General features: G+C 73.0%; 24 protein-coding genes. 7 read left to right on the top strand and 17 right to left on the bottom strand.

Annotated features, from left to right (window positions below; genetic code table 11):
* Positions 1–22 precede the first annotated feature (22 nt).
* From ACH45N_RS15095 to ACH45N_RS15070, 6 genes are all read left to right on the top strand, one after another.
* On the top strand, positions 23–2,920 hold the full coding sequence (locus tag ACH45N_RS15095) for a response regulator (RefSeq protein ID WP_397395197.1): 2,898 nt from the start codon (positions 23–25) through the stop codon (positions 2,918–2,920).
* Positions 2,917–3,480: a pyruvoyl-dependent arginine decarboxylase gene (locus ACH45N_RS15090; protein WP_397395195.1), complete on the top strand. Its 564-nt coding sequence runs from the start codon at positions 2,917–2,919 to the stop codon at positions 3,478–3,480. The genes ACH45N_RS15095 and ACH45N_RS15090 overlap by 4 nt, the downstream gene beginning before the upstream one ends.
* Positions 3,477–4,019 (top strand): hypothetical protein, encoded by a 543-nt coding sequence (locus tag ACH45N_RS15085; protein WP_397395193.1) that lies wholly within the window; start codon positions 3,477–3,479, stop codon positions 4,017–4,019. The genes ACH45N_RS15090 and ACH45N_RS15085 overlap by 4 nt, the downstream gene beginning before the upstream one ends.
* Before the next feature lie 129 nt (positions 4,020–4,148).
* Positions 4,149–5,378, top strand: a complete 1,230-nt coding sequence (locus ACH45N_RS15080) for a phosphatidylserine/phosphatidylglycerophosphate/cardiolipin synthase family protein (RefSeq protein ID WP_397397465.1) — start codon at positions 4,149–4,151, stop codon at positions 5,376–5,378.
* A 351-nt stretch (positions 5,379–5,729) separates the two neighbouring features.
* Positions 5,730–7,526, top strand: coding sequence for a polymorphic toxin type 24 domain-containing protein (locus ACH45N_RS15075; RefSeq protein WP_397395191.1), 1,797 nt, complete (start codon positions 5,730–5,732; stop codon positions 7,524–7,526).
* Positions 7,523–7,990: a hypothetical protein gene (locus ACH45N_RS15070; protein WP_397395189.1), complete on the top strand. Its 468-nt coding sequence runs from the start codon at positions 7,523–7,525 to the stop codon at positions 7,988–7,990. The genes ACH45N_RS15075 and ACH45N_RS15070 overlap by 4 nt, the downstream gene beginning before the upstream one ends.
* Positions 7,991–8,082: 92 nt before the next feature.
* Here ACH45N_RS15070 and ACH45N_RS15065 read toward each other — a convergent pair whose 3' ends face one another.
* From ACH45N_RS15065 to ACH45N_RS15025, 9 genes are all read right to left on the bottom strand, one after another.
* On the bottom strand, positions 8,083–8,772 hold the full coding sequence (locus tag ACH45N_RS15065) for an MBL fold metallo-hydrolase (RefSeq protein WP_397395187.1): 690 nt from the start codon (positions 8,770–8,772) through the stop codon (positions 8,083–8,085).
* Positions 8,773–8,911: 139 nt separating this feature from the next.
* Positions 8,912–9,502 (bottom strand): MerR family transcriptional regulator, encoded by a 591-nt coding sequence (locus ACH45N_RS15060; protein ID WP_377229417.1) that lies wholly within the window; start codon positions 9,500–9,502, stop codon positions 8,912–8,914.
* Between the two features lie 100 nt (positions 9,503–9,602).
* Entirely contained in the window at positions 9,603–10,109 is a 507-nt protein-coding gene (locus tag ACH45N_RS15055) for a bifunctional nuclease family protein (protein ID WP_377229424.1), read from the bottom strand.
* A 165-nt stretch (positions 10,110–10,274) separates the two neighbouring features.
* Positions 10,275–11,027, bottom strand: a complete 753-nt coding sequence (locus ACH45N_RS15050; protein WP_397395185.1) for a MerR family transcriptional regulator — start codon at positions 11,025–11,027, stop codon at positions 10,275–10,277.
* Positions 11,024–11,497 (bottom strand): FHA domain-containing protein, encoded by a 474-nt coding sequence (locus ACH45N_RS15045; protein WP_020015374.1) that lies wholly within the window; start codon positions 11,495–11,497, stop codon positions 11,024–11,026. Before ACH45N_RS15045 ends, ACH45N_RS15050 begins: the two co-directional genes overlap by 4 nt.
* A gap of 223 nt (positions 11,498–11,720) precedes the next feature.
* A complete protein-coding gene (locus tag ACH45N_RS15040; RefSeq protein ID WP_397397463.1) occupies positions 11,721–12,692 on the bottom strand; it encodes a DUF881 domain-containing protein in 972 nt (323 codons plus the stop codon).
* A gap of 2 nt (positions 12,693–12,694) precedes the next feature.
* Positions 12,695–13,027: a small basic family protein gene (locus tag ACH45N_RS15035; protein ID WP_285104718.1), complete on the bottom strand. Its 333-nt coding sequence runs from the start codon at positions 13,025–13,027 to the stop codon at positions 12,695–12,697.
* A complete protein-coding gene (locus ACH45N_RS15030; protein ID WP_397395183.1) occupies positions 13,024–14,031 on the bottom strand; it encodes a DUF881 domain-containing protein in 1,008 nt (335 codons plus the stop codon). Before ACH45N_RS15030 ends, ACH45N_RS15035 begins: the two co-directional genes overlap by 4 nt.
* Positions 14,028–14,600, bottom strand: coding sequence for a CDP-alcohol phosphatidyltransferase family protein (locus ACH45N_RS15025; RefSeq protein WP_397395181.1), 573 nt, complete (start codon positions 14,598–14,600; stop codon positions 14,028–14,030). Before ACH45N_RS15025 ends, ACH45N_RS15030 begins: the two co-directional genes overlap by 4 nt.
* A gap of 411 nt (positions 14,601–15,011) precedes the next feature.
* Between ACH45N_RS15025 and ACH45N_RS15020 the strand changes: the two genes are divergently transcribed.
* Complete coding sequence (locus tag ACH45N_RS15020) at positions 15,012–17,015, top strand: DEAD/DEAH box helicase (protein WP_397395179.1); 2,004 nt, start codon at positions 15,012–15,014, stop codon at positions 17,013–17,015.
* A gap of 75 nt (positions 17,016–17,090) precedes the next feature.
* Here ACH45N_RS15020 and ACH45N_RS15015 read toward each other — a convergent pair whose 3' ends face one another.
* The 8 genes from ACH45N_RS15015 to ribD all read right to left on the bottom strand — a co-directional run bounded on the left by ACH45N_RS15015 (position 17,091) and on the right by ribD (position 23,686).
* Positions 17,091–17,579, bottom strand: a complete 489-nt coding sequence (locus ACH45N_RS15015; protein WP_397395177.1) for a PH domain-containing protein — start codon at positions 17,577–17,579, stop codon at positions 17,091–17,093.
* Positions 17,580–17,584: 5 nt separating this feature from the next.
* The gene (hisG, locus tag ACH45N_RS15010; RefSeq protein ID WP_397395175.1) at positions 17,585–18,448 is read right to left on the bottom strand and encodes an ATP phosphoribosyltransferase; all 864 of its coding nucleotides are present in this window, start codon (positions 18,446–18,448) and stop codon (positions 17,585–17,587) included.
* 117 nt (positions 18,449–18,565) lie between these two features.
* A complete protein-coding gene (locus ACH45N_RS15005; protein ID WP_108494143.1) occupies positions 18,566–18,829 on the bottom strand; it encodes a phosphoribosyl-ATP diphosphatase in 264 nt (87 codons plus the stop codon).
* 115 nt (positions 18,830–18,944) lie between these two features.
* The gene (locus ACH45N_RS15000) at positions 18,945–19,634 is read right to left on the bottom strand and encodes a hypothetical protein (RefSeq protein ID WP_397395173.1); all 690 of its coding nucleotides are present in this window, start codon (positions 19,632–19,634) and stop codon (positions 18,945–18,947) included.
* Between the two features lie 281 nt (positions 19,635–19,915).
* The gene (ribH, locus tag ACH45N_RS14995) at positions 19,916–20,413 is read right to left on the bottom strand and encodes a 6,7-dimethyl-8-ribityllumazine synthase (RefSeq protein WP_397395171.1); all 498 of its coding nucleotides are present in this window, start codon (positions 20,411–20,413) and stop codon (positions 19,916–19,918) included.
* Positions 20,410–21,861 carry a GTP cyclohydrolase II gene (ribA, locus tag ACH45N_RS14990; RefSeq protein ID WP_397395169.1) on the bottom strand — a complete coding sequence of 484 codons (1,452 nt, stop codon included), beginning with the start codon at positions 21,859–21,861 and terminating at the stop codon, positions 20,410–20,412. Before ribA ends, ribH begins: the two co-directional genes overlap by 4 nt.
* A complete protein-coding gene (locus ACH45N_RS14985; RefSeq protein WP_397395167.1) occupies positions 21,858–22,505 on the bottom strand; it encodes a riboflavin synthase in 648 nt (215 codons plus the stop codon). Before ACH45N_RS14985 ends, ribA begins: the two co-directional genes overlap by 4 nt.
* Complete coding sequence (ribD, locus tag ACH45N_RS14980) at positions 22,505–23,686, bottom strand: bifunctional diaminohydroxyphosphoribosylaminopyrimidine deaminase/5-amino-6-(5-phosphoribosylamino)uracil reductase RibD (RefSeq protein ID WP_397395165.1); 1,182 nt, start codon at positions 23,684–23,686, stop codon at positions 22,505–22,507. The genes ACH45N_RS14985 and ribD overlap by 1 nt, the downstream gene beginning before the upstream one ends.
* Positions 23,687–23,808: the final 122 nt, after the last annotated feature.

Genomic DNA, 23,808 nt, shown 5'->3' with positions numbered 1-23,808 from the left:
CGGGTGAATTAGTGTCTGGCTCATGGTGTCGCAGCGCGGTGCTGCGCAGTCACGAGACAGATTTCTGCGCTGGTGCTGGGTCTCCGGCACCGCAGTGGTGCTGCTCGTCCTCGCGCTCCTGAGCCCCCTGGACCAGTCCACGCGCGAGCAGATCGCCATGGCGGCGATCGCCGCCGCCGGGGTCGCCGCGGCGATCAGCTGCGCACAGCGCGCGGCCCGGTCCACCGGCCGGCGACGGCGGGCCTGGTTCCTGCTCTCCCTCGGTGGGGTCGTCGGCCTGGCCGGCAACGTCTACTCGGGGCTTGTCGGCGACCCCGAGACCGGCGACGCCGCCTACATCGCGGCCCTGCTGCTCGGCGTCGTCGGCCTCTCGCTCTTCCCCGCCGTCCGCCCGCGCGGCCAGGAGCTCGTGCGCATGCTGCTGGACAGCATCGTCGTCGGCGGCTCCGTGCTCTACATCGCGCTCTTCGCCGTCGCCCTGCAGGCCGACACCCCGTACGCGGAGCCCGCCCTCACCGCCTACGCCCTGCCCGTCGTCGACGCCCTGCTCGCCACCCTCGCCGTCCAGGTCATGACCCGCTCGAACATCGCCGAACGCGTGCCGCTCGTGCTCGTCGGGGGTGGGTTCGTGCTCTACGCCGTCGCCGACGTCGCGTTCGCGCTGCTGTCCGCCGCGGGCGGCTTCACCTTCGGCAGCCCCGTCGACGCCGCCTGGGCCGGCGGCTACATCGCGATCGCGCTCGCCGCCCGCCACCCCGCCGCGTCCGGCAGCCCCGTCGTCGACCGTGCCGAGCACGGCACACCCGTGCTCGGCACCGTCGTGACGTTCTGCCTGTTCCTCGCCGCGGCCCTGGTGCGCGTCATCCAGTCCGGCAACCAGACGCTCCCCGCGGTCGCGAACGCGCTCTGGGTCGCCGTCCTGGTCGCGGTCGTCGCCCGCCAGATCCTCGTCGTCGTGGACAACGAGTCGCTGCGCCACGGCCTCGAACGCCGCGTCCAGGAACGCACCACCCAGCTGCGATCCCTCGCGAGCGAACGGGAACGCACCCTCGAGTCGGTCGCCGACGGCATCTACGGCGTCGACCCGGACGGCCACGTCACGTTCGTCAACGCCGCGGCCGCCTACACCCTCGGCGCCCCCGCGAGCGACCTCGTCGGACGCGACGCCCACGCCACGTTCCACGCACCCGGCAAGGACGGCACCCCGCTGCCCGCCGACCGCTGCTACATCGCCGAGGCCCTGCGCGACGGCGTCACCGTCACCGCAGAGCAGGACGTCTACCTCCGCCTGGACGGCAAGGAGGTCCCCGTCGAGGTCACCGCCAGCCCCCTGCGCGACGACGACGTCATCCGCGGCGCCGTCGTCGTCTTCCGCGACGTCACCGAACGGCGCGAGATGGAACGGATCAAGGACGAGTTCGTGTCCGTCGTCAGCCACGAGCTGCGCACCCCGCTGACCGCCATCCGCGGAGCACTCTCCCTGCTGGACAGCGACGCCCTGGACGACTCGCCCGAGCAGGCCGCCCGCATGGTCCGCGTCGCCCTGACCAGCAGCGAACGCCTCGGCCGGCTCGTCGACGACATCCTGGACACCGAACGACTCGAAGCCGGCACCACCCAGCTCGAGCTGGCCGAGCACCCGCTCGGCGACCTCGTCGCCGCAGCCGTCGACCAGGTCGCCGTCCTCGCGGACGACGCCGGGATCACGCTCGAACCCGCCGGCACCACCGAGATCGTCCGGGCCGACCCCGAACGCATCGTGCAGACCCTGACCAACCTCCTCGGCAACGCCGTCCGGTTCTCCCCGCCCGGCAGCACCGTCCGCGTCACCGCGGCCCCCGTCGGCGACCTCGTCGAGATCCGCGTCGACGACGAGGGCCGCGGCATCCCGCCCGACAAGCTCGAAGCGGTCTTCCGGCGCTTCGAACAGGTCGACGCCTCCGACACCCGCGAACGCGGCGGCTCCGGGCTCGGCCTGACGATCGCCCGCAGCATCGTCGAACGCCACGGCGGCCGGCTCTGGGCCGTCAGCGAGGGCGAGGGCACCGGCACCAGCTTCCGCTTCACCCTGTGGCGCGCCACCCCCCACGCGGCCCAGCCCCCCGAACGGGCCGACGACGCCGCCACCCGCGTCGTCGTCGTCGACGACGACCAGTACGTCGTCGACGTCCTGCGCACCGTCCTGGAGGAACGCGGGTACGACGTCATCGGCCTCACCGACGGACGCGCCGCGCTCGCCGCCGTCGAGGACGAGCACCCCGCCGCGATCGTGCTCGACCTCGCGATGCCCGGCACCAGCGGCGCCGAGGTCCTCAGCCGGCTGCGCCAGTCCGCCGCCACCGCTGACGTCCCCGTCGTCGTCCTGTCCGGCACCCGCCCCCACGACGCCCTGGAGACCGCGGCGCTCGCGGACGACTGGCTCGTCAAGCCCGTGGACCCCGACCGCATCGTGGCGACCGTCCGGGACGTCATCCGGCGTCAGCCCCACCACGGCCGGGTCCTGCTGGTCGAGGACCACGAGGAGCTGCGGACCGTCGTGGCGACCGTCCTGCGCAACGCCGGCCTGGTGGTCACGACCGCCAGCTCCGTGGACGCCGCACGCGAGGCCCTGGCCCAGGGCGCCGACCCGGACCTCGTCGTCCTCGACCTCACGCTGCCCGACGGCAGCGGGCGCGAGCTCGTGGCCGACCTGCGCCGGGACGGCCGGCTGCGGCGCGTGCCGCTGGTGGTGTACACGGGCGCGGAGGTCAGCCGGTCCGACCGGGCGGACCTCCGCCTGGGCCGCACCGTCTTCCTGACCAAGGGCCGTGCGGCGCCCGACGCCGTGCTGCGCTCGGTGCTCGATCTCCTGGACGTCGCGGCGGGCCGCGCCGGCGACGTCGGCCGGCCCGGACAGAACCCCACGGTGAGGAACCCATGACGCGACCCCTTGCGGGACCCCTGACGGAACCCGGTACCGGGCCGCTGACGATCCGGGTGAGCGCGGGCAGCGGCTCGGGGCGCACGCCCCTGGCCGCGTTCGACGCCGCACTGGCGGCGGCGGGCGTGAGCGACTTCAACCTCGTCCGGCTCAGCTCGATCGTGCCCGCCGGCAGCCAGGTCGTGGAGGTCGAGGGCCCCGCACAGCTGCGTGGCGATCACGGCGACCTCCTGTACTGCGTGTACGCGAGGGCGCACACGTCGCTGCCGGGGCACGAGGCCTGGGCCGGGGTCGCATGGTCACGGCGCGACGACGGCACCGGCGCCGGCCTGTTCGTCGAGCACGAGGGCCCCTCCCACGAGCAGGTCCTGGCCGACCTCACGCACAGCCTGGAGGACCTCTCGGCGACACGCGGCGACCGGTACCGGGCCGAGGGCCACCGCGTCACGGGCATCACCTGCGTCACGCTGCCCGTGTGCGCCGTCGTCGTCGCGACGTTCCGGCGCACCGGCTGGCAGGAGACCGGCTGGCAGGAGACCACGGCCGGAGACCGCCCGTGAGCGCCGACGTCGCCTTCGAGCAGGTCGTCGACGGCGACGACGCCGAACGGTTCTGGGCCCTCTACCTCGACGCCTTCGAGCCGCTGCGCACCCGGGCCGCCGCCCGCCACGTGCTGCACCGGGAGGAGTTCGACGCGGAGATGGCCGACCCGCGCGTGACCAAGCTCCTCGTACGCGACGACCAGGGGGATGCCGTCGGGCTGACGACGCTCGCGACCGACCTCGCCGCCGTCCCGTGGGTCAGCCCCGAGTTCTTCGCCGCCCGCTACCCGGAGCACGCCGCGCGCGGGGCGCTGTGGTACATCGGGTTCACGCTCGCGCACCCCGGCCGGCGCGCCACGCGCACGTTCATGGACATGATCGACGCCCTCGTCGGCCACCTCGCCGAGCACCGGGTCGTGTGCGCCTACGACGTGTCGCGGTTCAACGACGACTCGATGCGGTTCGCCGACAACCTGCGCCGCCACCTGGAGCGCACGCAGGACGTCACCGTCGAGACCGTGGACCGCCAGTCGTACTACGCGACGACGTTCCACTGACCTGCCCGGCACCCGCCCCGTTCGATATCCCAGGTCCAAGCACGTGCGACCGGGTACCGTGAGCGGGTGGCCTCCCGTAAGATCCCTGGCAATTTTCCGAAGCTCACGCTGGACATCCCGTCCGACTTCATGCAGCGTGCCCGCTCGCTCGCGACCCGCGCGGCGATCGTCGCGGCCGCCGTCCCGGTCGGTGCAGCCCTCGCCCTGACCGTCACCGACATGGTCCGCCGCCGCATCCACCCGCTCACGTCGAAGTTCCCCACGGAGAAGCCGCTCACCGAGAACATCGACGAGACGGCCACCACGGTCTACACCTACGGGGCAGACCTGTACGAGGCGATGCTCGACGCCGTCCGCGGGGCCCGCAAGTCCGTGATGCTGGAGTCGTACATCTGGAAGAACGACGAGGTGGGGCAGCAGTTCAAGCAGGAGCTGATCGACGCCGCCGCCCGCGGCGTCGACGTCTACGTCATCTACGACGGCTTCGCCAACCTCGTGGTGCCCTACTCGTTCTACCGCTTCCCGCCCAGCGTCCACACGCTGCGCTTCCCCGCGCTGCGCCCCGGCATGACCTACCTGAACATCCGCAAGTCCGGGCGCGACCACCGCAAGATCCTCGTGGTCGACGACGAGATCGGGTTCGTCGGCGGGTACAACATCGGCTCCCTGTACGCCACGCAGTGGCGCGACACCCACGTACGGCTGGAGGGCCCGTCGGTGTGGGAGCTGCGCAACGCGTTCGTCGACTTCTGGAATCGGCACCGCAAGCCGCGCCACCCCATCCTGGCCGACGTCGGCTCCGGGACCTGGCTGCCGCACCTGAAGGCCGCCCGCAACGCCCCGTCCGAGCTCGTGTTCCCGATCCGCGGCATCTACCTCGACGCGATCGACCGCGCCACGCACCACGTCTACATCACCCAGGCCTACTTCATCCCGGACCACGACATCCACGCCGCGCTCCTCGCCGCGGCCGCCCGCGGCGTCGACGTCCGGGTCCTGGTGCCCCACCGCTCCAACCACGTCGTGGCCGATTGGCTCGCCCGCGGCCAGTACGCCTCCCTGCTGCGCGGCGGCGTGCGGATCTTCCTGTACCAGGGCGCCATGGTCCACGCCAAGACCGCCACCATCGACGCCCGCTGGACCACCATCGGCACCGCCAACATCGACCGCCTCAGCCTCACCGGCAACTACGAGGTCAACCTCGAGATCGTCGACCCCGGCCTGGCCGCCCGCATGGAGGACGTCTTCGCGATGGACCTGTCCAACGCACAGGAGCTGACCCTCGCCCAGTGGGAGGAACGCGGCGCGCTGGCCAAGATCGGCGAGTACCTGCTCATCCCCCTCCGGCCCCTGCTGTAGCCGCCGTGCCGTAGCCCGCCGCAGTCCACCGCGGCGTCCGCCAGCCCTCGCCCACGGCGTGCAGCACCGATAGCGTGCTCCCACGGACACGGGGCGGGTGGACGAGGGGTCGGGGCATGGCAGCGGCGGCGGGACAGGACGTGCTGCACGAGACGTCGGCAGGCCACGACGGGTCGGCACAGTACGAGGCCCCGACACGTGAGTGGTGGCAGCACCTCGCCGAGCGCCGCTCCCGCTGGCTGACGACGCACCCCCGGCTCGCACGCACCTGGGCGGTGACCCGCACGGTCGTCCTGGCCATGTCCCTGGTGTGGCTCGCCGGACTTCGGCCCCCTGCCGATCCCCAGCACGATGAACACCGACGACGCCCTTCTGGCGCCCACGACGGCCGCCGAGTTCGGCGGCCACGCCATCATCACGGCCCTGGTCACCGCCCTGTTCGGATTGGCGCTCGCGACCTGGCAGGCCCGGCGACGCCGCACCGGGCTCGCGCTAGCCGTGCTGCCCGCAGCGGCCCTGTGGTCCGCGATCGCCGACCACGCGATGTACAACGCGGGCCTGGACCTGTTCAGCGCCCTGCCTGGTGACGACGGCACCCCCGCCTGGCTCGACCCCCACACCACGACCATCCCGTGGTGGCTCCGCGTGCCCTGGTCGCTCCTGGGCCACGGGCACGGCCGGGTCGCGTTCTTCCTCGCCCTGGTCGTGGTGTGCCTCCTGGTCGACGCCGCCCGGCTCGCCACCCGCCCCGCAGCCGGCCTCACCGGGCGTCCCGCGCCCCACTGGGTCGCCCGGCCCGTCCCGACGGCGCCCAGGGCCGTCCAGGCGGTGCTCGGCGCCGTCACGGCGCTGGTGTGGGTCGTGGCGCGCGACCTGGCACACACGCTCGCGGGCTTCGCGCGGCGGCCTGTGCGGGCAGGCGGGGAACCGTCCGGCGGGCAGCCGGTACTCCCGCAGTCGGCGCTCCCGGAGCCGCGCCGTGCCGCCGCGGCACGAGGTGCAGCGCTCGTCTCCGGCCAGCGCGCACTGCGCGAGCTTGCCTACGAGCACGCCTCCGCACACATTCGCCCCTGGGCGCGGCGGCTGGCCTCCGTCGCCGTCCTCGCCGGGCTGGGCTGGCTCGTGTTCGCCGCCGCGCCCGCCACCGCGCGCGAGATCGGGACCACGACCAACGACGTCTTCGACCTTGGTCCCGGCCCCGGCGAGCTGCCCGCGCTCCCGTCGGACCCGCCCGGCAGCCTGCCGACCGATCTGCCCAGCGGCATGCCGACCGATCTTCCGACGACGCTGCCCAGCGACCTGCCGACGTTCGACCCGGAAGACTTCCCGTCCCTCGACCCGGACTTCGAGTTCCCCAGCCTTGACACCACCAGCGGTCCGGAGATCGGATCGAGCACAGGTCCCGGCAGCGGCGACTGGCTCGCCGGCATCCTCGACTCCTTGGCCGACTGGTGGCACGACCAGCCCCTGCTCACCCAGCTCGCCATCGGTGCCGGCATCGCGGCCCTGGTGGTCCTGTCCGGCGGTTCCCTCGGGCTTGCCCTCGGCATCTCCGGCATCCTGACCTGGGGCCTGGACAAGTCCGCGGGCATCGCGACCTTCGTCCGCGACCCCCACCAGGCCACGCGCGACTACTTCGCCACGGCCACACCAGCCCAGCTCGCCGCCGACACCGCCGGCGTCGCCCTCACGTTCCTGCCGGGCAATTTCGCGGGCGCCGCCACGGGCCGCGTCCTGCGCACCACGGCCGACGACCTGATAGCCGACCCGGCCGCCTGGCTGGCACTCCGTCGTAAGAACTTCACCCCGAGAGCAACAACCGACAAGGCTGCGTCTTCGACCGCACACAACGGCGGGTCCGCGCTCACCGGGGCCACCGTTGTCTCAGGACGATTCCCTCGTTCCGCCGGGGCTGGAGAAATACTCGCGAGACGTGGGGCCGACGGTAAGGTCACCAATTACCAGGTGTACGGATCAGACGGCCTTCCACTCAAGCGGGTCGACGTCACCGGAAAGCCACACGCCGGCGTCGCAACACCGCACGTCGTCGAGTTCGAGCGCCACATCAACCCCACGACCGGCGAGACATTTATCCGACCCTCCGCGACGGTGCGGCCAGCCACTCCCGAGGAGCTGATGGGCCTTTGAGTGAACTTCGAGCGACTGACCTCCCTGCATTCCAGCAATGGAGCAACAGCTTCGAACCACCTGCGAACGCGACCGCGTACCTGAGCCAGAACCTGAGCGTCACGAGCGCCGTGCTCTTCGCGGATCTCCTCTTCCCCCGCATGGTGGAGGTGCGCGACTGCGTGATTCTCGAGGACCGTTACGAACCAGCGAACTTCGACCAGTGGTGGGAAAGCACTGGAGGTGACCCCGTCGCCGTCGAAAGGCTGCTGAACCATTTGCACCTGTGGGATGTCTTCGAGCCAGACGGCGAACCCGAGGAGCGTGCGCTGGAACAGCTGGCACACCACGTGGCGCGAACCTGGAGGATGCATGCCGAACGGCAGTTCCCGAACCGCGCATTTGTCAGCGAAGTCACCGACGAGTACGGCCCGACCGTCGTACTGACGACGCGACCACCTGCGGATCCCGTCTCATTCCCCTGAGTGAACGCAGACCTGGTTGCGTCATCCGCCCGCTGACCGCCACCAGGTCTGCGCTCACCCGCCGAGTCAGCCCGCTGGTGGCCCAGCGCCCGTCACACCGTCAGCGACTCCCCCACCGCCATCCGCGTGTACGTGTAGTCCCCGCCGAGCCGCGCCGTGTCCAACCACCGACCCACGGCGCCGTGCCCGATCTCCGACAGGAACACGTCGTGGATCGGCACCGCCACCCGCGCCGGGACCGACCGCGCGAAGTCGATGAACTCCCCCGTCTTCAGCCACGGCGCCGACACGGGCACCAGCAGCACGTCCAGACCACCCTCGGGCTGCGCAGCCGGCGCGTCGAACGAGTCACCCGGGTGGTACACGCTCCCGCCGTCCACCTCCACCAGGTACGTCACGTTCACCGCACGCGGGATCTCCCGGTGGATCAACGCATGCTCGCCACCACCCACCGTCACCCGCGCACCCTCCACGTCGAGCACCTGCCCGGGCGTCACCTCGTGCACCCGGTCCGCTGGCGCGCCCGCCTCGCGCAGGGCGCTCGCGGCCGGCCCGGTGGTCCACACCTGGGTGTCGGGGGCGGCGGTGAGGTGGGTGACGACGGCGGGCGCGTCGACGTGGTCGAAGTGGTCGTGCGTGATCAGGACGGCCCGGGCGCCCGCCAGGGCGGTCGTGGTGTCGGCGAAGGTGCCCGGGTCGATGACGATCGTGCCGGTGTCACCGGGCTGAGCACCAGGCAGGCCGAGGGTGACGCACGCGTGTCCGTGGAAGGTGAGCTGCATGCTCGCAGGCTACGCCCGTGCCGGACGGCAGGCCGCGGGAATCCGGGAGGGACAACAGCGAGCCGTCTGGTCGGGGTGCGGTGGCTACCCCGTGCCGGACGGCAGGGTCAGGAGTGGGTCGGGATCTTCAGCGAGAGGTTCAGACGGCGGACCGGGCGGCCCTGCGCTGGGCGAGCTCGTCGCCCTCGACCTCGGGGACCTCGCCGGTCTCGCCCGGGTCGAGGGTCTCGGTGGGCATCTCGGCCAGGGTGCCCTCGATCTCGCGCCAGACGCGCCCGACGGCGATGCCGAAGACGCCTTGGCCGCCGGCGACCAGGTCGACGACCTCGTCCGGTGAGGTGCACTCGTAGACGCTGGCGCCGTCGGACATCAGGGTGATCTGGGCCAGGTCCTCGACGCCGCGTTCCCGGAGGGCCGTGACGGCGGTGCGGATCTGCTGGAGGGAGACGCCGGTGTCGAGGAGGCGCTTGACCACCTTGAGCACGAGGATGTCGCGGAAGCTGTACAGCCGGTGGGTGCCGGACCCGGTGGCGGGCTTGATGCTCGGCTCCACGAGTCCGGTGCGCGCCCAGTAGTCGAGCTGCCGGTAGGTGATCCCGGCGATGTGGCACGCCGTGGTGCCTCGGTAGCCGGTCGTGGCGTCCTGTTCCGTCAGGTCCTCACCGAAGAGGAGACCCTGCGCGCCGTGCGGGACCGTAGCGCGTGTGGCTCTCTCACCGCTGGTGTTCACTGTGCCTCCTGGGGTGTCGTGACCACGCTATGGCGCGTCGAAGGTGATTTCAAAGATGCGCGCCGTGAAACGTCTCGGCGTGTCGCGGTTCAGCCGCCTTTCAGCCGGTCCGCCCACCTCCCTGGGACCCTCCGCCGGGTGGGCCGGAGAAGTCCTCGGGGGTGACGTGGTCGAGGAAGTCGCGGAACCGTTCGACCTCTGCCTGCTGGTCGACGTCGACGATCTCGACGCCGGCGAGGGCGACGATCTCGGCCGAGCACAGGACGGGGCTGCCGGTGCGCACGGCCAGGGCGATCGCGTCGGAGGCGCGCGAGTCGAGGTGGACGCCGTTGCTCAGGACGAGCTCGGCGAAGTAGATGCCGCCCTCCAGGGCGACGATCTCGACCCGTTCGAGCGCCACCCCGACGGCGCCCAGGACGTCGCGCAGCAGGTCGTGGGTCATGGGCCGGGGTGTGGCGAGGCCTGCCTGCGCCATGGCGATGGCGCTGGCCTCGCGCGCGCCGATGACGATCGGGATCGCCAGGTCTGCGGCACTGTCGAGCAGCAGCACGACGATCTCCTGATCGCGTTGCTGCTGTCGAACGCCGAGGATCTCCACGGGGACCATCGGCACGTCGTCCGGCCTCACGCTTTCACCGTACGGCGTCCTGCCACCACTCGTCGCGCGCTCGGGTCAAATTCCTGGTCACGGCCGGGTGCGCCGACGGCAAAACTTACGGTCGGCGTCTGTCGGCGTCTGCCCTCGGGCCCGACTCCGCACTGCGCCTCCGGCTCAGCCGAGGTCGTCGATGCCCTGCCGGACCCACGCGGTGTGCAGGCGGGTGAACAGCTCGCCCATCTCGCCGGCCATGCTGGCGGCGCGGCCGCGGCCGGCGCTGGCCTGCTGGCTGCGCAGCGGGGCGACGACCTGGTCCACGAGGGTGACCTGCCGGTCGGCGGCGGTGCGGAAGGTGCGCAGGTGCCGGGGCTCGACGCCGAACTCGGCCAGCGCTCCGGCGATGCGGGCGACCTCGACGGCGCCGGGCCCGAACGTGCTGCCCGACGCGGGCAGGAGCCCGGCCTGGGCCAGGCTCTGCACGAACTCCTCGGTGACGCCCGCCGCCTCGGCGACCGCCGGGGCGGTCCAGCGGCGGCGTGCCGGTGACCCGTTCGCGGCGAGCCGTGGTGCGGGGTGCTCGGCCGAGTCGGGGTCGGCGTCCATCGCCGCCAGGCGTTCCTTGATGACCTTCAGCGGCATGTAGCTGTCGCGCTGCTCGGTCAGGACGAACCGGAGGCGTTCCACGTCGGCCTGGCTGTACTGGCGGTAGCCGGACGGCGCCCGCACGGGCTCGATCAGGCCCTGCTCCTCCAGGAAGCGAAGCTTGGAGTGCGAGACGGAGGGAAACTCCTGGCCCAGGGCACGCAGGACGTCGCTGATCCGCATCGTGGCCTGCCGGGAGATCCCCCGGGGCCAGGGCGCGTCGAGGTCCGCGTCATGACCGTGCGCACGGTCACGGTCATGGTCGCGTGCGGCGCCGGCGGTCACGGGGCGGGCGTCCCCGGGCCCCACTGAGCCGGCGACTGCGGGCTGGCGTGGAAGGTCAGGCGGAACTTGCCGATCTGTACCTCGTCGCCCGTCACGAGCGTCGCGGCGTCGATCCGGCCCCGGTTGACGTAGGTCCCGTTGAGGGAGCCGATGTCGCGCACCACGAACGAGTCGCCCTCGCGGACGAACTCGGCATGCTTGCGCGACACGGTGACGTCGTCGAGGAAGATGTCCGCCTGCTCGCTGCGGCCGGCGACGGAACGGCCGGTGTCCAGCAGGAACCGGGCACCGAACCCGGGGCCGCGCTGCACGATGAGCAGTGCGGAGTGCCGGGGCAGTGCGGCGACCGCAGCCGCTTCCTCCGGGCTCAGGGCGGTGCGGGGCGCCTGCTCGTCGGAGGTCGGGAACGCGATGCGACCCAGGTTGGCCGTGGTATCGGGCCCGACCGGATGGGCGCTGGGGTCCGTCATCAGGTCTCCTCGGGTGCGATGTTGATGGAACAGGGTGACTACGTGGGGACAACGGCCGGGGCATCGTCCGGGTTCCACTCAACCTACCCCGATCGGGGTAGCGGCGAAAACCAATGTCGGGAACCAACCCGGATAAAACTACCTACCTCCGGGCGGTTCCGCATGCCGGTTCAGCAGGTTGGTCCGCAACCGGTGTCCGAGCAGGTCAGGAACGTGGTGGGGGTCACTTCTCGTCGTCCGGCGCGACGGGTTCGGCGTGCTCGGGCCGGCCCGGGATGCGGACGGCGTCGACCAGGACCTCGTCGGAGGTGGTGGTGGTCGCCTCGCCGCCCTCCTCGCGGATCCGGGGCAGTGCGCCGCCGGGGATCTCCAGGGCCCGGTCGATCGTGTCGGGGTCGCCGATCGCCGTCCACTCGTACGGGGACGCGATCGCGGCGCCGTCGAGCACGATCCCGCCGCCGGAGTCCACGAAGTAGCTGGTGGTGACCAGGCGGACGCCGTTGACCTGGATCGCCTCGGCGCCGGCGTTGCGCAGCTCCTCCAGGAGGTTGAACAGCACCTGCGCCTCCAGGGGCTTGGCGCCGTCGGCCACGTGGATCTGCACGCCCGGCCCCTGCGCCGGCAGACGACCCGACAGGATGCCCTCCTGCTCGGCACGCTGCTGCGCGAGATCCCGCGCCGCCTGGTCGCGCCCGTCCTCCGACTGCAGGTCGTCCCGGATCTCCTCCAGGTCCGAGACCTCGGCGTCGAGCTGGTCCGCGCGCTGCGTGACCTCGTCCAGGAGCCGCACCAGCTCGTCCTGCCGCAGGCTGCTGAGCTGGTCCCCCGTCGACTGCCCCACCTGCACCGCCAGGGCGAACCCCAGCGCCAGGCACAGCAGACCCGTCAGCAGCTCCGAGCGCGTACCGCGCGGACGCAGCAGCTGCGCCACCCGCTTCCAGCCGGACGCCGGCTCCTGCCCCGGTTCTGGTTCCGGCTCAGACTCCGGGGTCGGGGCTGCGTCCGGGGTGGGGTCCACCGGCTCGTCCACGACGGGCTCCGGCTCGACCGTCTCCGGCTCGGAAACCTTGCGCTCGGAAGCTTCCGGCTCGGAAGCCACGGGCCCGGAGACCTCTGCCCCAGGGTGCCTCGGCCCCGGCTTGTTCGACCCGCTCTTGTCGGGCTTCGCGCCCGCCCCGTTCTTGTCCCGGCCCATGCTCACGCCTTGAAGATGTGCCGGCGGATCGAGGCGGCGTTCGAGAAGATCCGGATCCCGAGCACCACCACGACCGCCGTCGACAGCTGGCTGCCCACGCCGAGCTGGTCGCCGAGGAACACGATGAACGCGGCCACCACCACGTTCGACAGGAACGACACCAGGAACACCTTGTCATCGAACAGCCCGTCGAGCATCGCGCGCAGCCCACCGAACAGGGCGTCCAGCGCGGCCACGACCGCGATCGGCAGGTAAGGCTGCAGGAACAGCGGAACGGTCGGCTGCAGCACCAGCCCCGCAACCACCCCGATCACCAGCCCGACGATCGCGATCATCCGTTGCCCTCCTCAGATCGGTCCTGCTCCGTGCCTGCTGATTCCGTGCCCGCCGAACTGCCTGCCGTCGCGCTCGGTGTCGCGCTCGGTGTCGTGCTCGCATCCGGTTCCGTGCCCGAAGGCACCCGCGCGAACCGCAGCGTCGGGGAGCCCGCACCCGGCAGGTACATCCCGTCGCTCGTGCTCACGTCGTTCTTGATGTCATACTCCGCGCTCAGCAGCTGCAGGAACCCCAGCCCCGCCGACCGCGCGAACTCCACCTGCATGTCCTCCGGGTCACCGATCGCCTCGATCCGGTACGTGGGACCGTTCAACGGCTGCAGGTCCACCAGGATCGCGTCCCCCGCGTTCCGGATCGCCGACAGCGACGTCAGCCGCTCGTCGTTGACCGCCACCGCCTCCGCCCCCGCCGCCCACAGCTCGTTGACCACGAACTGCACGTCCGCGTCCCGCACCCGCGACTCCGCCGGCGCGTCACCCGGCTCCACCAGCCCACCACCCGAACCGTCGGTCAGCGACACCACCATGCCCGGCCCCTCGACCGGCACCGCACCACTGACCAACCGGTCCAGCTCGTTGACCTCCTGCAGCGCCGACGGCAGCAGCCCACCGCTCTGCAACCCGTCCACCTGCGCGTCCAGCGCCGCCGCCCGCGCCGACAACGCCTCCACCTGCGCACTACGGTCCTGGATCTGCTCGATCAGCACCGACCGCCCCTTCGTGACCGTCGGCTGCGGCGCTCGCAGGTCACGCACCGCCACCGCCGTCACCGCACCGAGCACGATCGCCACCAGCAGCATCGTCACCACGCTCGACACGCGGCGTCCCCCCAGCGGGCCGGACGCCTCGCCCGCCTCCGCGCGCCGCCGCGCCATCTCCGCGTACCCCGGGTCGAGCGGCCGCTCGGTGACCTCCCGCAGGAGCGTCATCGACTCGTCCGGACGACGCGGCGCCGTGCGGACGGCAGGGCGGTCGGACGGGCCGCCCGCCATGGGCGCCGTCATCCCTGCGCCACCAGCCGGCGCACCTGCGCCACGTACTGCAGACCCGCCAGCCAGTACAGGCCCACACCCCACCAGGTGAACGCCCAGCCCACCACGTGCGCACCCGCACCCACCCAGCCCGGCACCTCCGCGAGCAGCAGCAACGGGAACGCGTACAGCAACGCGAACGTTGCGACCTTGCCGACCGTCGTCACGTTCAGCGTCCCGTACCCGAGGCGGGCCAGGACCGGCACCGTCAGTGCCAGCAGCACGTCACGCGCCACGATCACCAGCACCAGCCACAGCGGCACCACCTCACGCCAGGCCAGACCGATCAGGGTCACGAAGATGAAGAGCCGGTCCGCGAAGGGGTCCAACATCTGCCCCAGCCGCGTGACCTGGTTCAGGCGACGGGCCAGCACACCGTCGAGCCAGTCCGACGCACCCGAGACGGCGAGCACCACCAGCGCCCAACCGTCCTCGCCCACGACGATCAACACGGCGAAGACCGGCACGAGAGCCAGCCGCACCATACTGATCACGTTGGGCACGGTCAGCACCCGGGAGCTCATCTCCGCCCCAGTGGACACGCACACCGCCCTTGCTCACGCCGGTTCGTCTCGGCCGCCATCCTACGGCGCGACCGTTGCGTATACGCACGGGCACGCCGTCCGCACGGGCAGGACCACCCCCCACACCACCCGCCGACACGCCCGGGACCACACCCGTCAGCCGCCCCCAGACCCCGCCCACAACGCCCTCACCACGGACGACATCACCCGGGTGCTGCACGTCACGCCCCCAGCCTCTGTGCTCAGGGCGCCCGCAACCGATACAGTGGTGCCACATCCCCTTGGAGTTCGTCGTCTTCCCGTGTGTGCACGCAACGTGCGAGACAGGCCCGCAGCCTCGGCTGCGGGGAAGGTGTGTCGGGAGCGAGCGACGCGAGGGCCCTCACCTCGGCCCTGACTCCCACCCGACGACGAACGGTGCAGCACTGCATGTCTATCGACACCCCTGACCTGATCGCGCCTGCCGAGCAGGAGACCGACCAGGTCACCGCCGACTCCGGCGACCGGACGGCCCCCGCGGCCGCCACCTCTGAGACCCCGACCGAGCAGACCCGGACCGAGCAGACCTCGACCGAGGCGCTCGCGGAGACCACGGCCGAGCCCACCCCGGCGCAGCCGGCCGAGCCCACCGGCCCCACCTTCGCGAGCCTCGACCTGCCCGCGCCGCTGATGGCCGCCATCGCCGAGCTCGGCTTCGTGACGCCCTCGGCCATCCAGGCCCGCGCCATCCCCGAGCTCCTCGCCGGCCGCGACATCACCGGCGTCGCCCAGACCGGAACCGGCAAGACCGCCGCGTTCGGCCTGCCGCTCCTCGCCGCCGTCGACCCCGCCCTGCGCAAGGTCCAGGCCCTCGTCCTGACCCCGACGCGCGAGCTCGCCATGCAGGTGGCCGACGCCATCGAGTCGTTCGCCAGCAAGATGGACGACGTCCGCGTCCTGCCCGTCTACGGCGGCTCCCCCTACGTGCCCCAGCAGCGCGCCCTGCGCGACGGCGTCCACGTCGTCGTCGGCACCCCCGGCCGCATCAAGGACCACCTCGAGCGCGGCGCCCTGCGCCTGGAGGACATCCGCTTCCTCGTCCTCGACGAGGCCGACGAGATGCTCCGCATGGGCTTCGCCGAGGACGTCGAGGAGATCTTCGGCCAGGCCCCCGCCAAGCGCCAGGTCGCCCTCTTCTCCGCGACCATGCCCCCGGCCATCCGCAAGGTCGCCGACCAGCACCTCACCGACCCGGTCCAGATCGCCGTCACCCGCCAGGCCTCCACCGTCACCGCGGTGCGCCAGACCTACGCCGTCGTGCCCTTCCGCCACAAGGTCGGCTCCCTCGCCCGCGTCCTGGCCACCTCCGACGCCGACGCCGCCATCGTCTTCACCCGCACCCGCGGCGCCGCCGAGGACGTGGGCTCCGCCCTCATCGAGAAGGGCATCTCCGCCGCCACCATCTCCGGAGACGTCGCCCAGAAGGAACGCGAGAAGATCGTCGAGCGCCTCCGCTCCGGCGCCCTCGACGTCCTCGTCGCCACCGACGTCGCCGCCCGCGGCCTCGACGTCGACCGCATCGGACTCGTCGTCAACTTCGACGTCCCCGGCGAGCCCGAGGCCTACGTCCACCGCATCGGCCGCACCGGCCGCGCCGGACGCACCGGCGAGGCCCTGACCTTCGTCACCCCCCACGAGCGCGGCAAGCTCCGCTCCATCGAGCGCACCATCCGCGCCCAGCTCGAAGAGGTCGAGATCCCCTCCCCCCGGGACGTCTCCGCCCACCAGGTCAAGCGCACCCTCGGCAAGGTCGCAGCCCGCCGCGAGGCCGGCCGCCTCGAGCTCTACACCGAGCTCATCCGCGCCTACGCCGACGAGACCGGCACCGACCCCATCGACATCGCCGCCGCCATGGCGGCGCTCGCGGTGGGCGACGACGGCCCGCGTGCGCGCGCCGAGCAGGAGGAGTACGAGCGCGAGCGGGCCGAGGCGAAGGCCGCCGCCGCACGGCGCAACACCCGCGAGGGCGACCGGCACGACCGGTCCGGCGACCGGCCCGTGCGCGGCCGCTCCGAGGGCGACCGCGGCATCCGCCGTCCGGCCCGGGGCACGCGCTACCGCATCGCCGTCGGCCACACGCACGGCGTGCAGCCGGGCGGGATCGTCGGCGCCCTGACCGGCGAGGGCGGCATCACCGGCGCCGACGTCGGCAAGATCGACATCTTCGGCAACTTCTCGCTGGTGGACATCATCGCGCCGCTGGACAACGAGGCGCTCGACCGCCTGGGCCGCGCCCGCGTGGCCGGCAAGCCGCTGCGCATCACCCTGGACCGCGGCGCCCCGCGCGGCGGCGAGCGTGGCCCCCGCAGCGGTGGCGACCACCGCCGTCCGGACGGCGAGCGTGGCCCCCGCGGCCGCGGCCCGGCCCACTACGAGGCGCGCAGCAGCCGCTGACACACCCGACTGACAAGCAGAGCGCCTGCCCCCGACCCGGGGGCAGGCGCTCTGCTTCGTTCCCTGCGGCTTCTGCTACCGCTGCTCCGGCTCCGCCGCCTCGCCCAGCTCCGCGATCAGGGCCACCAAACGGCGCGCCTCCGCCATGCCGTGCTCGCCGTCGGCCCGCTGGATGCCCATGACGGCGAGCACGTCGCCGTCCGCCAGGTCGAGGTGCACCCACGGGTCGTTGGGCCCGAACCGGACCGTCACGATCTCGGGCCAGGCGAGCCGCCGGCTGGTCGCGTAGTTGACCACGGTGAGCCCGGACGGGTCGGGGACGGCGCGCACGGCGCCGAACCGCCAGGCGACCAGGGCGCCCAGCAGCCCGAACACGATGATCGCGACGCGGTTGGCGGCGTCCGCCCCGGGACCGCTCGCCGCCAGCGCCACGAACGTGCACCCGCCGGCGAACAGCAGCGCGATGCCGTACGCCGTGGGCGTGCCGAAGCGGCCGCGAAAGGTGCGGAAGTGGTCGTCGCGCCGGCCGCGGCCGATCGCGCTGCTCCCCGACCCGGCGGCCATCGGTCCTACAGCCGCGAGGCGTGGATCGAGGTCACGATGATGGCGCGCGCCCCGACGTCGTAAAGCGCGTCCATGATCCTGTTGGTCTCGCTGCGCGGCACCATGACGCGCACCGCGCGGGCGTCGCTGTGGTGCTGCGCGGAGACCGTCGGGGACTCCTTGCCGGGCGTGATCGCGACGGCCTGCTCCAGCCGGGACTCGGGGACCACGTAGTCCATCAGCACGTACTCGCGGGCGGTGATCACGCCCTCGAGACGGCGGGTCAGGACGTCGAGACCGGCGGGCGGCTCGGCGTCTGACTGCCGGATCAGCACGGCCTCCGAGCGCAGGATCGGGTCGCCGAAGACCTCCAGTCCCGCGGCCCGCAGGGTGGTGCCGGTCTCCACGACGTCCGCGATGACGTCCGCGACGCCGAGGCGCACGCTCGACTCCACGGCACCGTCCAGGTGCACGATCGCGGCGGGCTCGACACCCTGTTTCGCCAGGTGCTGAGCCACGAGCGTGGTGTACGACGACGCCACGCGGCGCCCGGCGATGTCCGCGATCTCGGTCACGGGGTCGGCCTCGCCCGGTCCGGCGGGTGCCGCGTACCGGAAGGTGGAGCGGGCGAACCCGAGGCCCAGGTGCTCGACGGCGTCCGCACCCGAGTCGAGCATCAGGTCGCGGCCGGTGATGCCGACGTCGACCGTCCCGGTCCCCACGTACACCGCGACGTCGCGCGGGCGCAGGAAGAAGAACTCGACGTCGTTCTCGGGGTCGGCGAGCACGAGCTCGCGGGTGTCCCGGCGCTGGCGGTAGCCCGCCTCGCTCAGCATCTCGGAGGCGGGGCCGGACAGGGCACCCTTGTTGGGGACGGCGATGCGCAGCATGTGGTTGGTTCCTCTCTGGGTGTACGACGGATCTGGGTGCGAGGTCCGGGGTCTCGACAAGCTCGACCGGCGGTCAGATCGACCAGGGGCCGAGCCTGCCGAGACCCGGAAGCCTCGCTACAGATGCGTGTACACGTCCTCGAGGGTCAGTCCCTTGGCGACCATCAGGACCTGCAGGTGGTACAGGAGCTGCGAGATCTCTTCCGCGGTCTCGCTGTCCGACTGGTACTCGGCCGCCATCCAGACCTCGGCGGCCTCCTCCACGACCTTCTTGCCGATCGCATGGACTCCCGCGTCCAGCTGGGCCACGGTGCCCGAACCCGCGGGGCGGGTCTCGGCCTTCTCGGTCAGCTCGGCGAACAGGGTCTCGAAGGTCTTCACCTGCTCAGCCTAGTCGGGCGAGGGGGGCACCACCGCCTGCCGTCCCACGTTGTGGCCAGACTCTCGTTCGATCGCTCGCCCGGCCGCTCGCCCGGCCGCTTGCCCGGCGACCCGTTCACGGGGTCGCGGGCCACTCCGCCGGCAGCGATCCGTCGGCCTCCGGGGACACCACGCCCTGGTACGGCGTGATCAGGTGGAAGCCCACGGGATCGTCCGTCGACCCGTCGTCCGTCGCGCCGGACAGCAGCACGATCACGGAGCGGGCGCCGGTGCTGGTGCTGGTGGCGGTGGCGGTGGCGGGGTCGAGCGGGTCGCCCCCGGGGTACGGGTTGTCCGCTCCCCCGCACGTCTCCGGCGTCGAGACGACCGAGATCTGCTCCCCCGGCGAGACGTCCAGCTCGGGCGGCGGCTCCGCGGCCGGGTTCGCGCGTGAGCTCCCCGAAACGGGCCGCTCGAGCACCTCCTCGACGTCGAACAGCCAGCGGTGCGCCTCGACGCCGAACATCTGCGCCGCGCCGTCCCGCTCCACCACGGTGCCCAGCAGCACGGCCCCGGCGTCCGCCGCGGCCTCCTCCGGGGTGGCGAAGCGCACCCAGTCGACGCACGCCACGCCGCCCCCGGGCAACCCTCCGAGCAGGTCGTCGGACGTCTCCTCGGCGGCTCCCTCGGCCGGTTCCCCAGCCGGAGCCGGCGAGCCGCCGGTCGTCCCGGCGTCCGCGCAGCCCACCAGGCCGCCCACCATCGCTCCCGTCAGAGCCGTCGCCACCAGTACCGCCGCTGCGCGCCGGGCGCCTGAAGTCCTCATGCCTGGTCAATGTGCCGACCGAGCTGTCCCTTTCGCATCCGCCCCGTTTTTTCAGGCCCTTTCTCGGGGCTGGTTGGTGAGTTGTCCTACCCGGCCATGGGTGGTTTTGAAGCGCTTGGCACACTATTAATTCATGACGGGAACGGTGTGCGGAGAGATGCCGTGGAACGAGCCACGGGTGCCGTCCGAACCTATCGGACGGCACCCGTGCGCCTCGTCTGCTGCCCCGGCCCGCTGGGGCCGTGCCAGCCACATGGAGCTGTCAGACGGCTCGTGCCGTGTCAGACGGCTGCGGTGCCCGCCTCGAGGCTCCGCAGCGTCACCGCCGTCGCGATCGCCGCCTCCGCGGCCTCCGCGCCCTTGTCCTCGCTCGACCCCTCCAGCCCTGCGCGGTCCAGCGCCTGCTGCTCGGTGTCGCATGTCAGCACACCGAAGCCGACCGGCACCCCGGTGCGCACGCTCACGTCCGTGAGGCCCGACGTCGCCGCCGAGCACACGTACTCGAAGTGCGGCGTGCCCCCGCGGATCACGACACCCAGCGCGACGACGGCGTCCGCCGCCGGTCCCCCACCGATGCCGGCCGCCCGCGCCGCCGCCACCGGCAGCTCGAACGAGCCCGGGACCCGCAGCTCCGTCCACTCCGCGCCCGACGCCGCCAGGGCCCGTCGCGCACCGGCCAGCAGGCCGTCCATCACCTGCTCGTGCCAGCTCGCCGCGATCACCACCACTCGCAGCCCGGTACCGTCGACCGTCACCTTCGGTGCTCCTGCCCCGCTCATGCGCATGCTCCTTCGTGCTCGTGCTCGTACTTGTTCTGGCTCTGGCTCTGGCTCGTGTGGTCGCTCGTGTAGTGCCCCATCACCAGCCGCTTGGTCTCCAGGTAGCGGTGGTTGTGCACCCCGTGCCCCACCACCAGCCCACGCCGCCCGACGACGTCCGTGCCCGCCGCGCGCAGGCCCGTCACCTTCTCCGGGTTGTTCGTCAGGAGGGTCACGCCGTCCAGGCCGAGGTCGGCCAGGATCGCCGACGCCGCGCCGTACTCGCGCGCGTCCACCGGCAGCCCGAGCTCGACGTTGGCCTCCACGGTGTCCAGCCCGACGTCCTGCAGCGCGTACGCCTGGATCTTGGCCGCCAGGCCGATCCCGCGGCCCTCGTGCCCGCGCAGGTAGACGACGGCGCCGCCCTCGGCGGCCACCGCACGCAGCGAGGCCTGGAGCTGCGGACCGCAGTCGCAGCGCAGCGAGCCCAGGCCGTCGCCCGTGAGGCACTCGGAGTGCACTCGCACCAGCGGCGCCGCAGTCGCCGGAGCCAGATCCGGGGCAGGGACCGCGTCCACCGGCGTCAGGGCCAGGTGCTCCGCGCCCGAACGCAGGTCGCGGTACGCCACCACCCGGAAGTCGCCGTACTGCGTCGGCAGAGCCGCCTCCGCGACCCGCTCCACCCGGGGGTCCGTGGGCAGCGTCGTGCGCGGGTCCGCGGCCGGCGCCTGCGCAGCCGCGTCCTCCGCGCCGGCGCCCACGGGAGCCCCGTCCTCGTCGGCGACGGCCACAGGAGCCTCGTCGTGCGCCCGCCGCCACGCGACCAGGTCGGCGACCGTCAGCACCACGAGCCCGTGCTCCTGCGCCAGGGCCTGCGCCTCGGGCAGGCGCATCATGGCGCCGTCGTCCCGGACGAGCTCCGCGATGGCGCCCACCTCGCCGAGGTCGGGGGCGGCAGCCGCACGGCCGGCAAGGCGCACCAGGTCCACGGCGGCCTCGGTGTGCCCCGCGCGCTCCAGCACGCCCCCGGGTCGGGCCCGCAGCGGCAGCACGTGCCCGGGCCGGATCAGGTCGCGCGCGCCCGAGCGCGGGTCACCGAGGACCCGCAGGGTCAGCGCCCGGTCGGCGGCCGAGATACCGGTCGAGACGCCCACGGCGTCCACCGACACCGTGTACGCCGTGCCGCGCGGGTCCTCGCTGTGCTCCACCATGAGCGGGAGCTCCAGGGCGTCGGCCCGGTGCGCCGGCATCGGCGCGCACAGGTACCCGGACGAGTGCCGCACGGTCCAGGCGACCCACTCCGCCGTCGCGACGCCGGCGGCCAGGACGGCGTCCACCTCGTTCTCCCGGCCGGCGTCGTCGGCCACCAGCACGGGACGCCCGGCGGCGAGCTCGGCGAGGGCACGCTCCACGAGCCCCGTGCCCGGCGTGTCCGTGCCGGCGAGTTCCGCCGCCCGCACGCCGCTCATCGGGCGACCCCGCTCGCCATGAGGCGTTCGACGTACTTCGCGAGCACGTCGACCTCCACGTTGACGACGCCCCCCAGGGCCAGCCCGCCCAGCGTGGTGGCGGCGAGCGTCGTCGGGATGAGCGAGACGCCGAACCCGTCGTCCGACACCCACGTCACCGTCAGCGAGACCCCCGACAGCGCCACCGAGCCCTTCTCCGCGACGTACCGGGTCAGGGCCGTGGGCGCGGAGAACTCCAGGTCGTCCCAGCGCGGCCCGGGTGTGCGCCGCACGAGCGTGGCCACGCCGTCGACGTGCCCCTGGACCACGTGCCCGCCCAGCCTGCCGTTCGCGGGCAGCGCCCGCTCCAGGTTGACCCGGGCTCCGGGGACCAGGCCGCCGAGCGACGTGCGCCGCAGGGTCTCGGGCATCACCTCGGACACGAACGCGCCGTCGGCCACGGAGGTGACGGTCAGGCACACGCCGTCGACGGCGATCGAGTCGCCGGGGCGCGCGTCGGACGTCGCGAGCGGCCCCGCGACGGTCAGGACCGCGTCGGGCGCGACGGCGTCCGTGCCGGGCGGGGTGCCGGGCGTGGCGCCCGCGCCGTCGGGACGGACGAGCGCGACGACGGAGCCGAGCTCCTCGACGATTCCGGTGAACATCAGATCTCCTCCTGGGTGCGCCGGCCGGGGCGGCCGTCCTGTGCGGAAAGGGCTGCGGTCTGCTCTGCTGCGGTGCTGTCTTCAGCGGACTGGTTTTGAGAGGGCTCGGCCTCAGCGGGCTTGAGGCGGCGCGCCACCAGTAGCACGTCGTCGCCCAGCCGGGTGACGTCCGCGGTGGCGAAGCGCGCGGCCTCGCCGATGGTGGTCACGCCGAGGTCGCCGACGGCGGTGGCGCCCGCGCCGAGCAGCACCGGCGCGACGTAGGCGTGCAGCTCGTCGACGAGGTCCGCGGCCAGCAGGGCCGTGGCCAGCGTGGGACCGCCCTCGACGAGCAGGTGGCGCACCTCCCGGCCGCCGAGGTCCCGCAGCGCGGCGTCGAGGTCGTGGGTCGGCAGGTGCAGCAGCGGGCCGCCGGTCCCGCGCAGGCGGGCGCCGTCAGGCACCGCGCGACGCCCGAGGACCACGCGGAGCGGCTGGTGCTCGAAGAGACCGCCGTCGGCCCGCCGGGCGGTCAGCGACGGGTCGTCGACGAGAGCGGTGCCTGACCCGACGGCGATCGCGTCAACCTGCGCGCGGACCGCGTGGGCGTGGGCGCGGGCCCGGTCGCCGGTGATCCAGCGGCTGGTCCCGTCCACGGCGGCGACCCGGCCGTCGAGGCTGGTGGCGAGCTTGAGGGTCACGTAGGGCCGGCCGGTGCGGACGGCGTGCAGCCAGGGCCGCAGCAGCTCCTCGCCGTCGTGGGCGAGCAGGCCGACGGACACCGGGATGCCCGCGTCGCGGAGCTTGGTCGCGCCGCCCGTCGCGACGGGGTTCGGGTCGCCGACCGCCACGTGCACCGCGGCGACGCCCGCCTCGATCAGGGCGTCCGCGCAGGGGCCGGTGCGGCCGTGGTGCGCGCACGGCTCCAGGGTCACGACCGCCGTCGTGCCGCGCGGGTCCACGCCGCGCGACCGGGCGTCCGCCAGGGCGGCGGCCTCGGCGTGCGGGGTGCCGGCGCCGCGGTGGTAACCCTCCGCGACGGTGCCGCCGTCGGGGCCGAGGAGCACGCAGCCGACGCGCGGGTTGGGCCCGTACGCCGGGCCCAGCCGCGCCAGCGCGAGGGCGCGGCGCATCGCCTTCTTCAGCTCAGCGGCCTGGAGACCGTCCGGTCCGATGGATGCCTGATCCTTGCCGTCGTTCATGCCGTCCTCCCCGAGCGTCGGCGCTCCGGGGGTGGACGACGGGTGCGCGAGTCAGGAGCCGGAAGGCCCTGCTCGCGCGCACGACGTCACGACGTCGCACGCCCCGGGGGGACGGCTCCGCC

Source organism: Promicromonospora sp. NPDC019610 (assembly GCF_044389365.1).
Lineage (GTDB): Bacteria > Actinomycetota > Actinomycetes > Actinomycetales > Cellulomonadaceae > Promicromonospora.
This window is presented reverse-complemented; position numbering and strand designations above follow the sequence as displayed.

Excerpts from the sequence above, each read along its gene's own strand:
- ACH45N_RS14985 (WP_397395167.1), bottom strand. The coding sequence starts at position 22,505 with ATGTTCACCGGAATCGTCGAGGAGCTCGGCTCCGTCGTCGCGCTCGTC.
- ACH45N_RS15090 (WP_397395195.1), top strand. The coding sequence starts at position 2,917 with ATGACGCGACCCCTTGCGGGACCCCTGACGGAACCCGGTACCGGGCCG.
- ACH45N_RS15040 (WP_397397463.1), bottom strand. The coding sequence starts at position 12,692 with ATGGGCCGGGACAAGAACGGGGCGGGCGCGAAGCCCGACAAGAGCGGG.
- ribH (WP_397395171.1), bottom strand. The coding sequence starts at position 20,413 with ATGAGCGGGGCAGGAGCACCGAAGGTGACGGTCGACGGTACCGGGCTG.
- ACH45N_RS15095 (WP_397395197.1), top strand. The coding sequence starts at position 23 with ATGGTGTCGCAGCGCGGTGCTGCGCAGTCACGAGACAGATTTCTGCGC.
- ACH45N_RS15065 (WP_397395187.1), bottom strand. The coding sequence starts at position 8,772 with ATGCAGCTCACCTTCCACGGACACGCGTGCGTCACCCTCGGCCTGCCT.
- hisG (WP_397395175.1), bottom strand. The coding sequence starts at position 18,448 with ATGCTGCGCATCGCCGTCCCCAACAAGGGTGCCCTGTCCGGCCCCGCC.
- ACH45N_RS15020 (WP_397395179.1), top strand. The coding sequence starts at position 15,012 with ATGTCTATCGACACCCCTGACCTGATCGCGCCTGCCGAGCAGGAGACC.
- ACH45N_RS15030 (WP_397395183.1), bottom strand. The coding sequence starts at position 14,031 with ATGACGGCGCCCATGGCGGGCGGCCCGTCCGACCGCCCTGCCGTCCGC.
- ACH45N_RS15055 (WP_377229424.1), bottom strand. The coding sequence starts at position 10,109 with ATGGTCCCCGTGGAGATCCTCGGCGTTCGACAGCAGCAACGCGATCAG.
- ribA (WP_397395169.1), bottom strand. The coding sequence starts at position 21,861 with ATGAGCGGCGTGCGGGCGGCGGAACTCGCCGGCACGGACACGCCGGGC.
- ACH45N_RS15075 (WP_397395191.1), top strand. The coding sequence starts at position 5,730 with ATGAACACCGACGACGCCCTTCTGGCGCCCACGACGGCCGCCGAGTTC.
- ACH45N_RS15080 (WP_397397465.1), top strand. The coding sequence starts at position 4,149 with ATGCAGCGTGCCCGCTCGCTCGCGACCCGCGCGGCGATCGTCGCGGCC.
- ACH45N_RS15035 (WP_285104718.1), bottom strand. The coding sequence starts at position 13,027 with ATGATCGCGATCGTCGGGCTGGTGATCGGGGTGGTTGCGGGGCTGGTG.
- ribD (WP_397395165.1), bottom strand. The coding sequence starts at position 23,686 with ATGAACGACGGCAAGGATCAGGCATCCATCGGACCGGACGGTCTCCAG.
- ACH45N_RS15045 (WP_020015374.1), bottom strand. The coding sequence starts at position 11,497 with ATGACGGACCCCAGCGCCCATCCGGTCGGGCCCGATACCACGGCCAAC.
- ACH45N_RS15000 (WP_397395173.1), bottom strand. The coding sequence starts at position 19,634 with ATGAGGACTTCAGGCGCCCGGCGCGCAGCGGCGGTACTGGTGGCGACG.
- ACH45N_RS15015 (WP_397395177.1), bottom strand. The coding sequence starts at position 17,579 with ATGGCCGCCGGGTCGGGGAGCAGCGCGATCGGCCGCGGCCGGCGCGAC.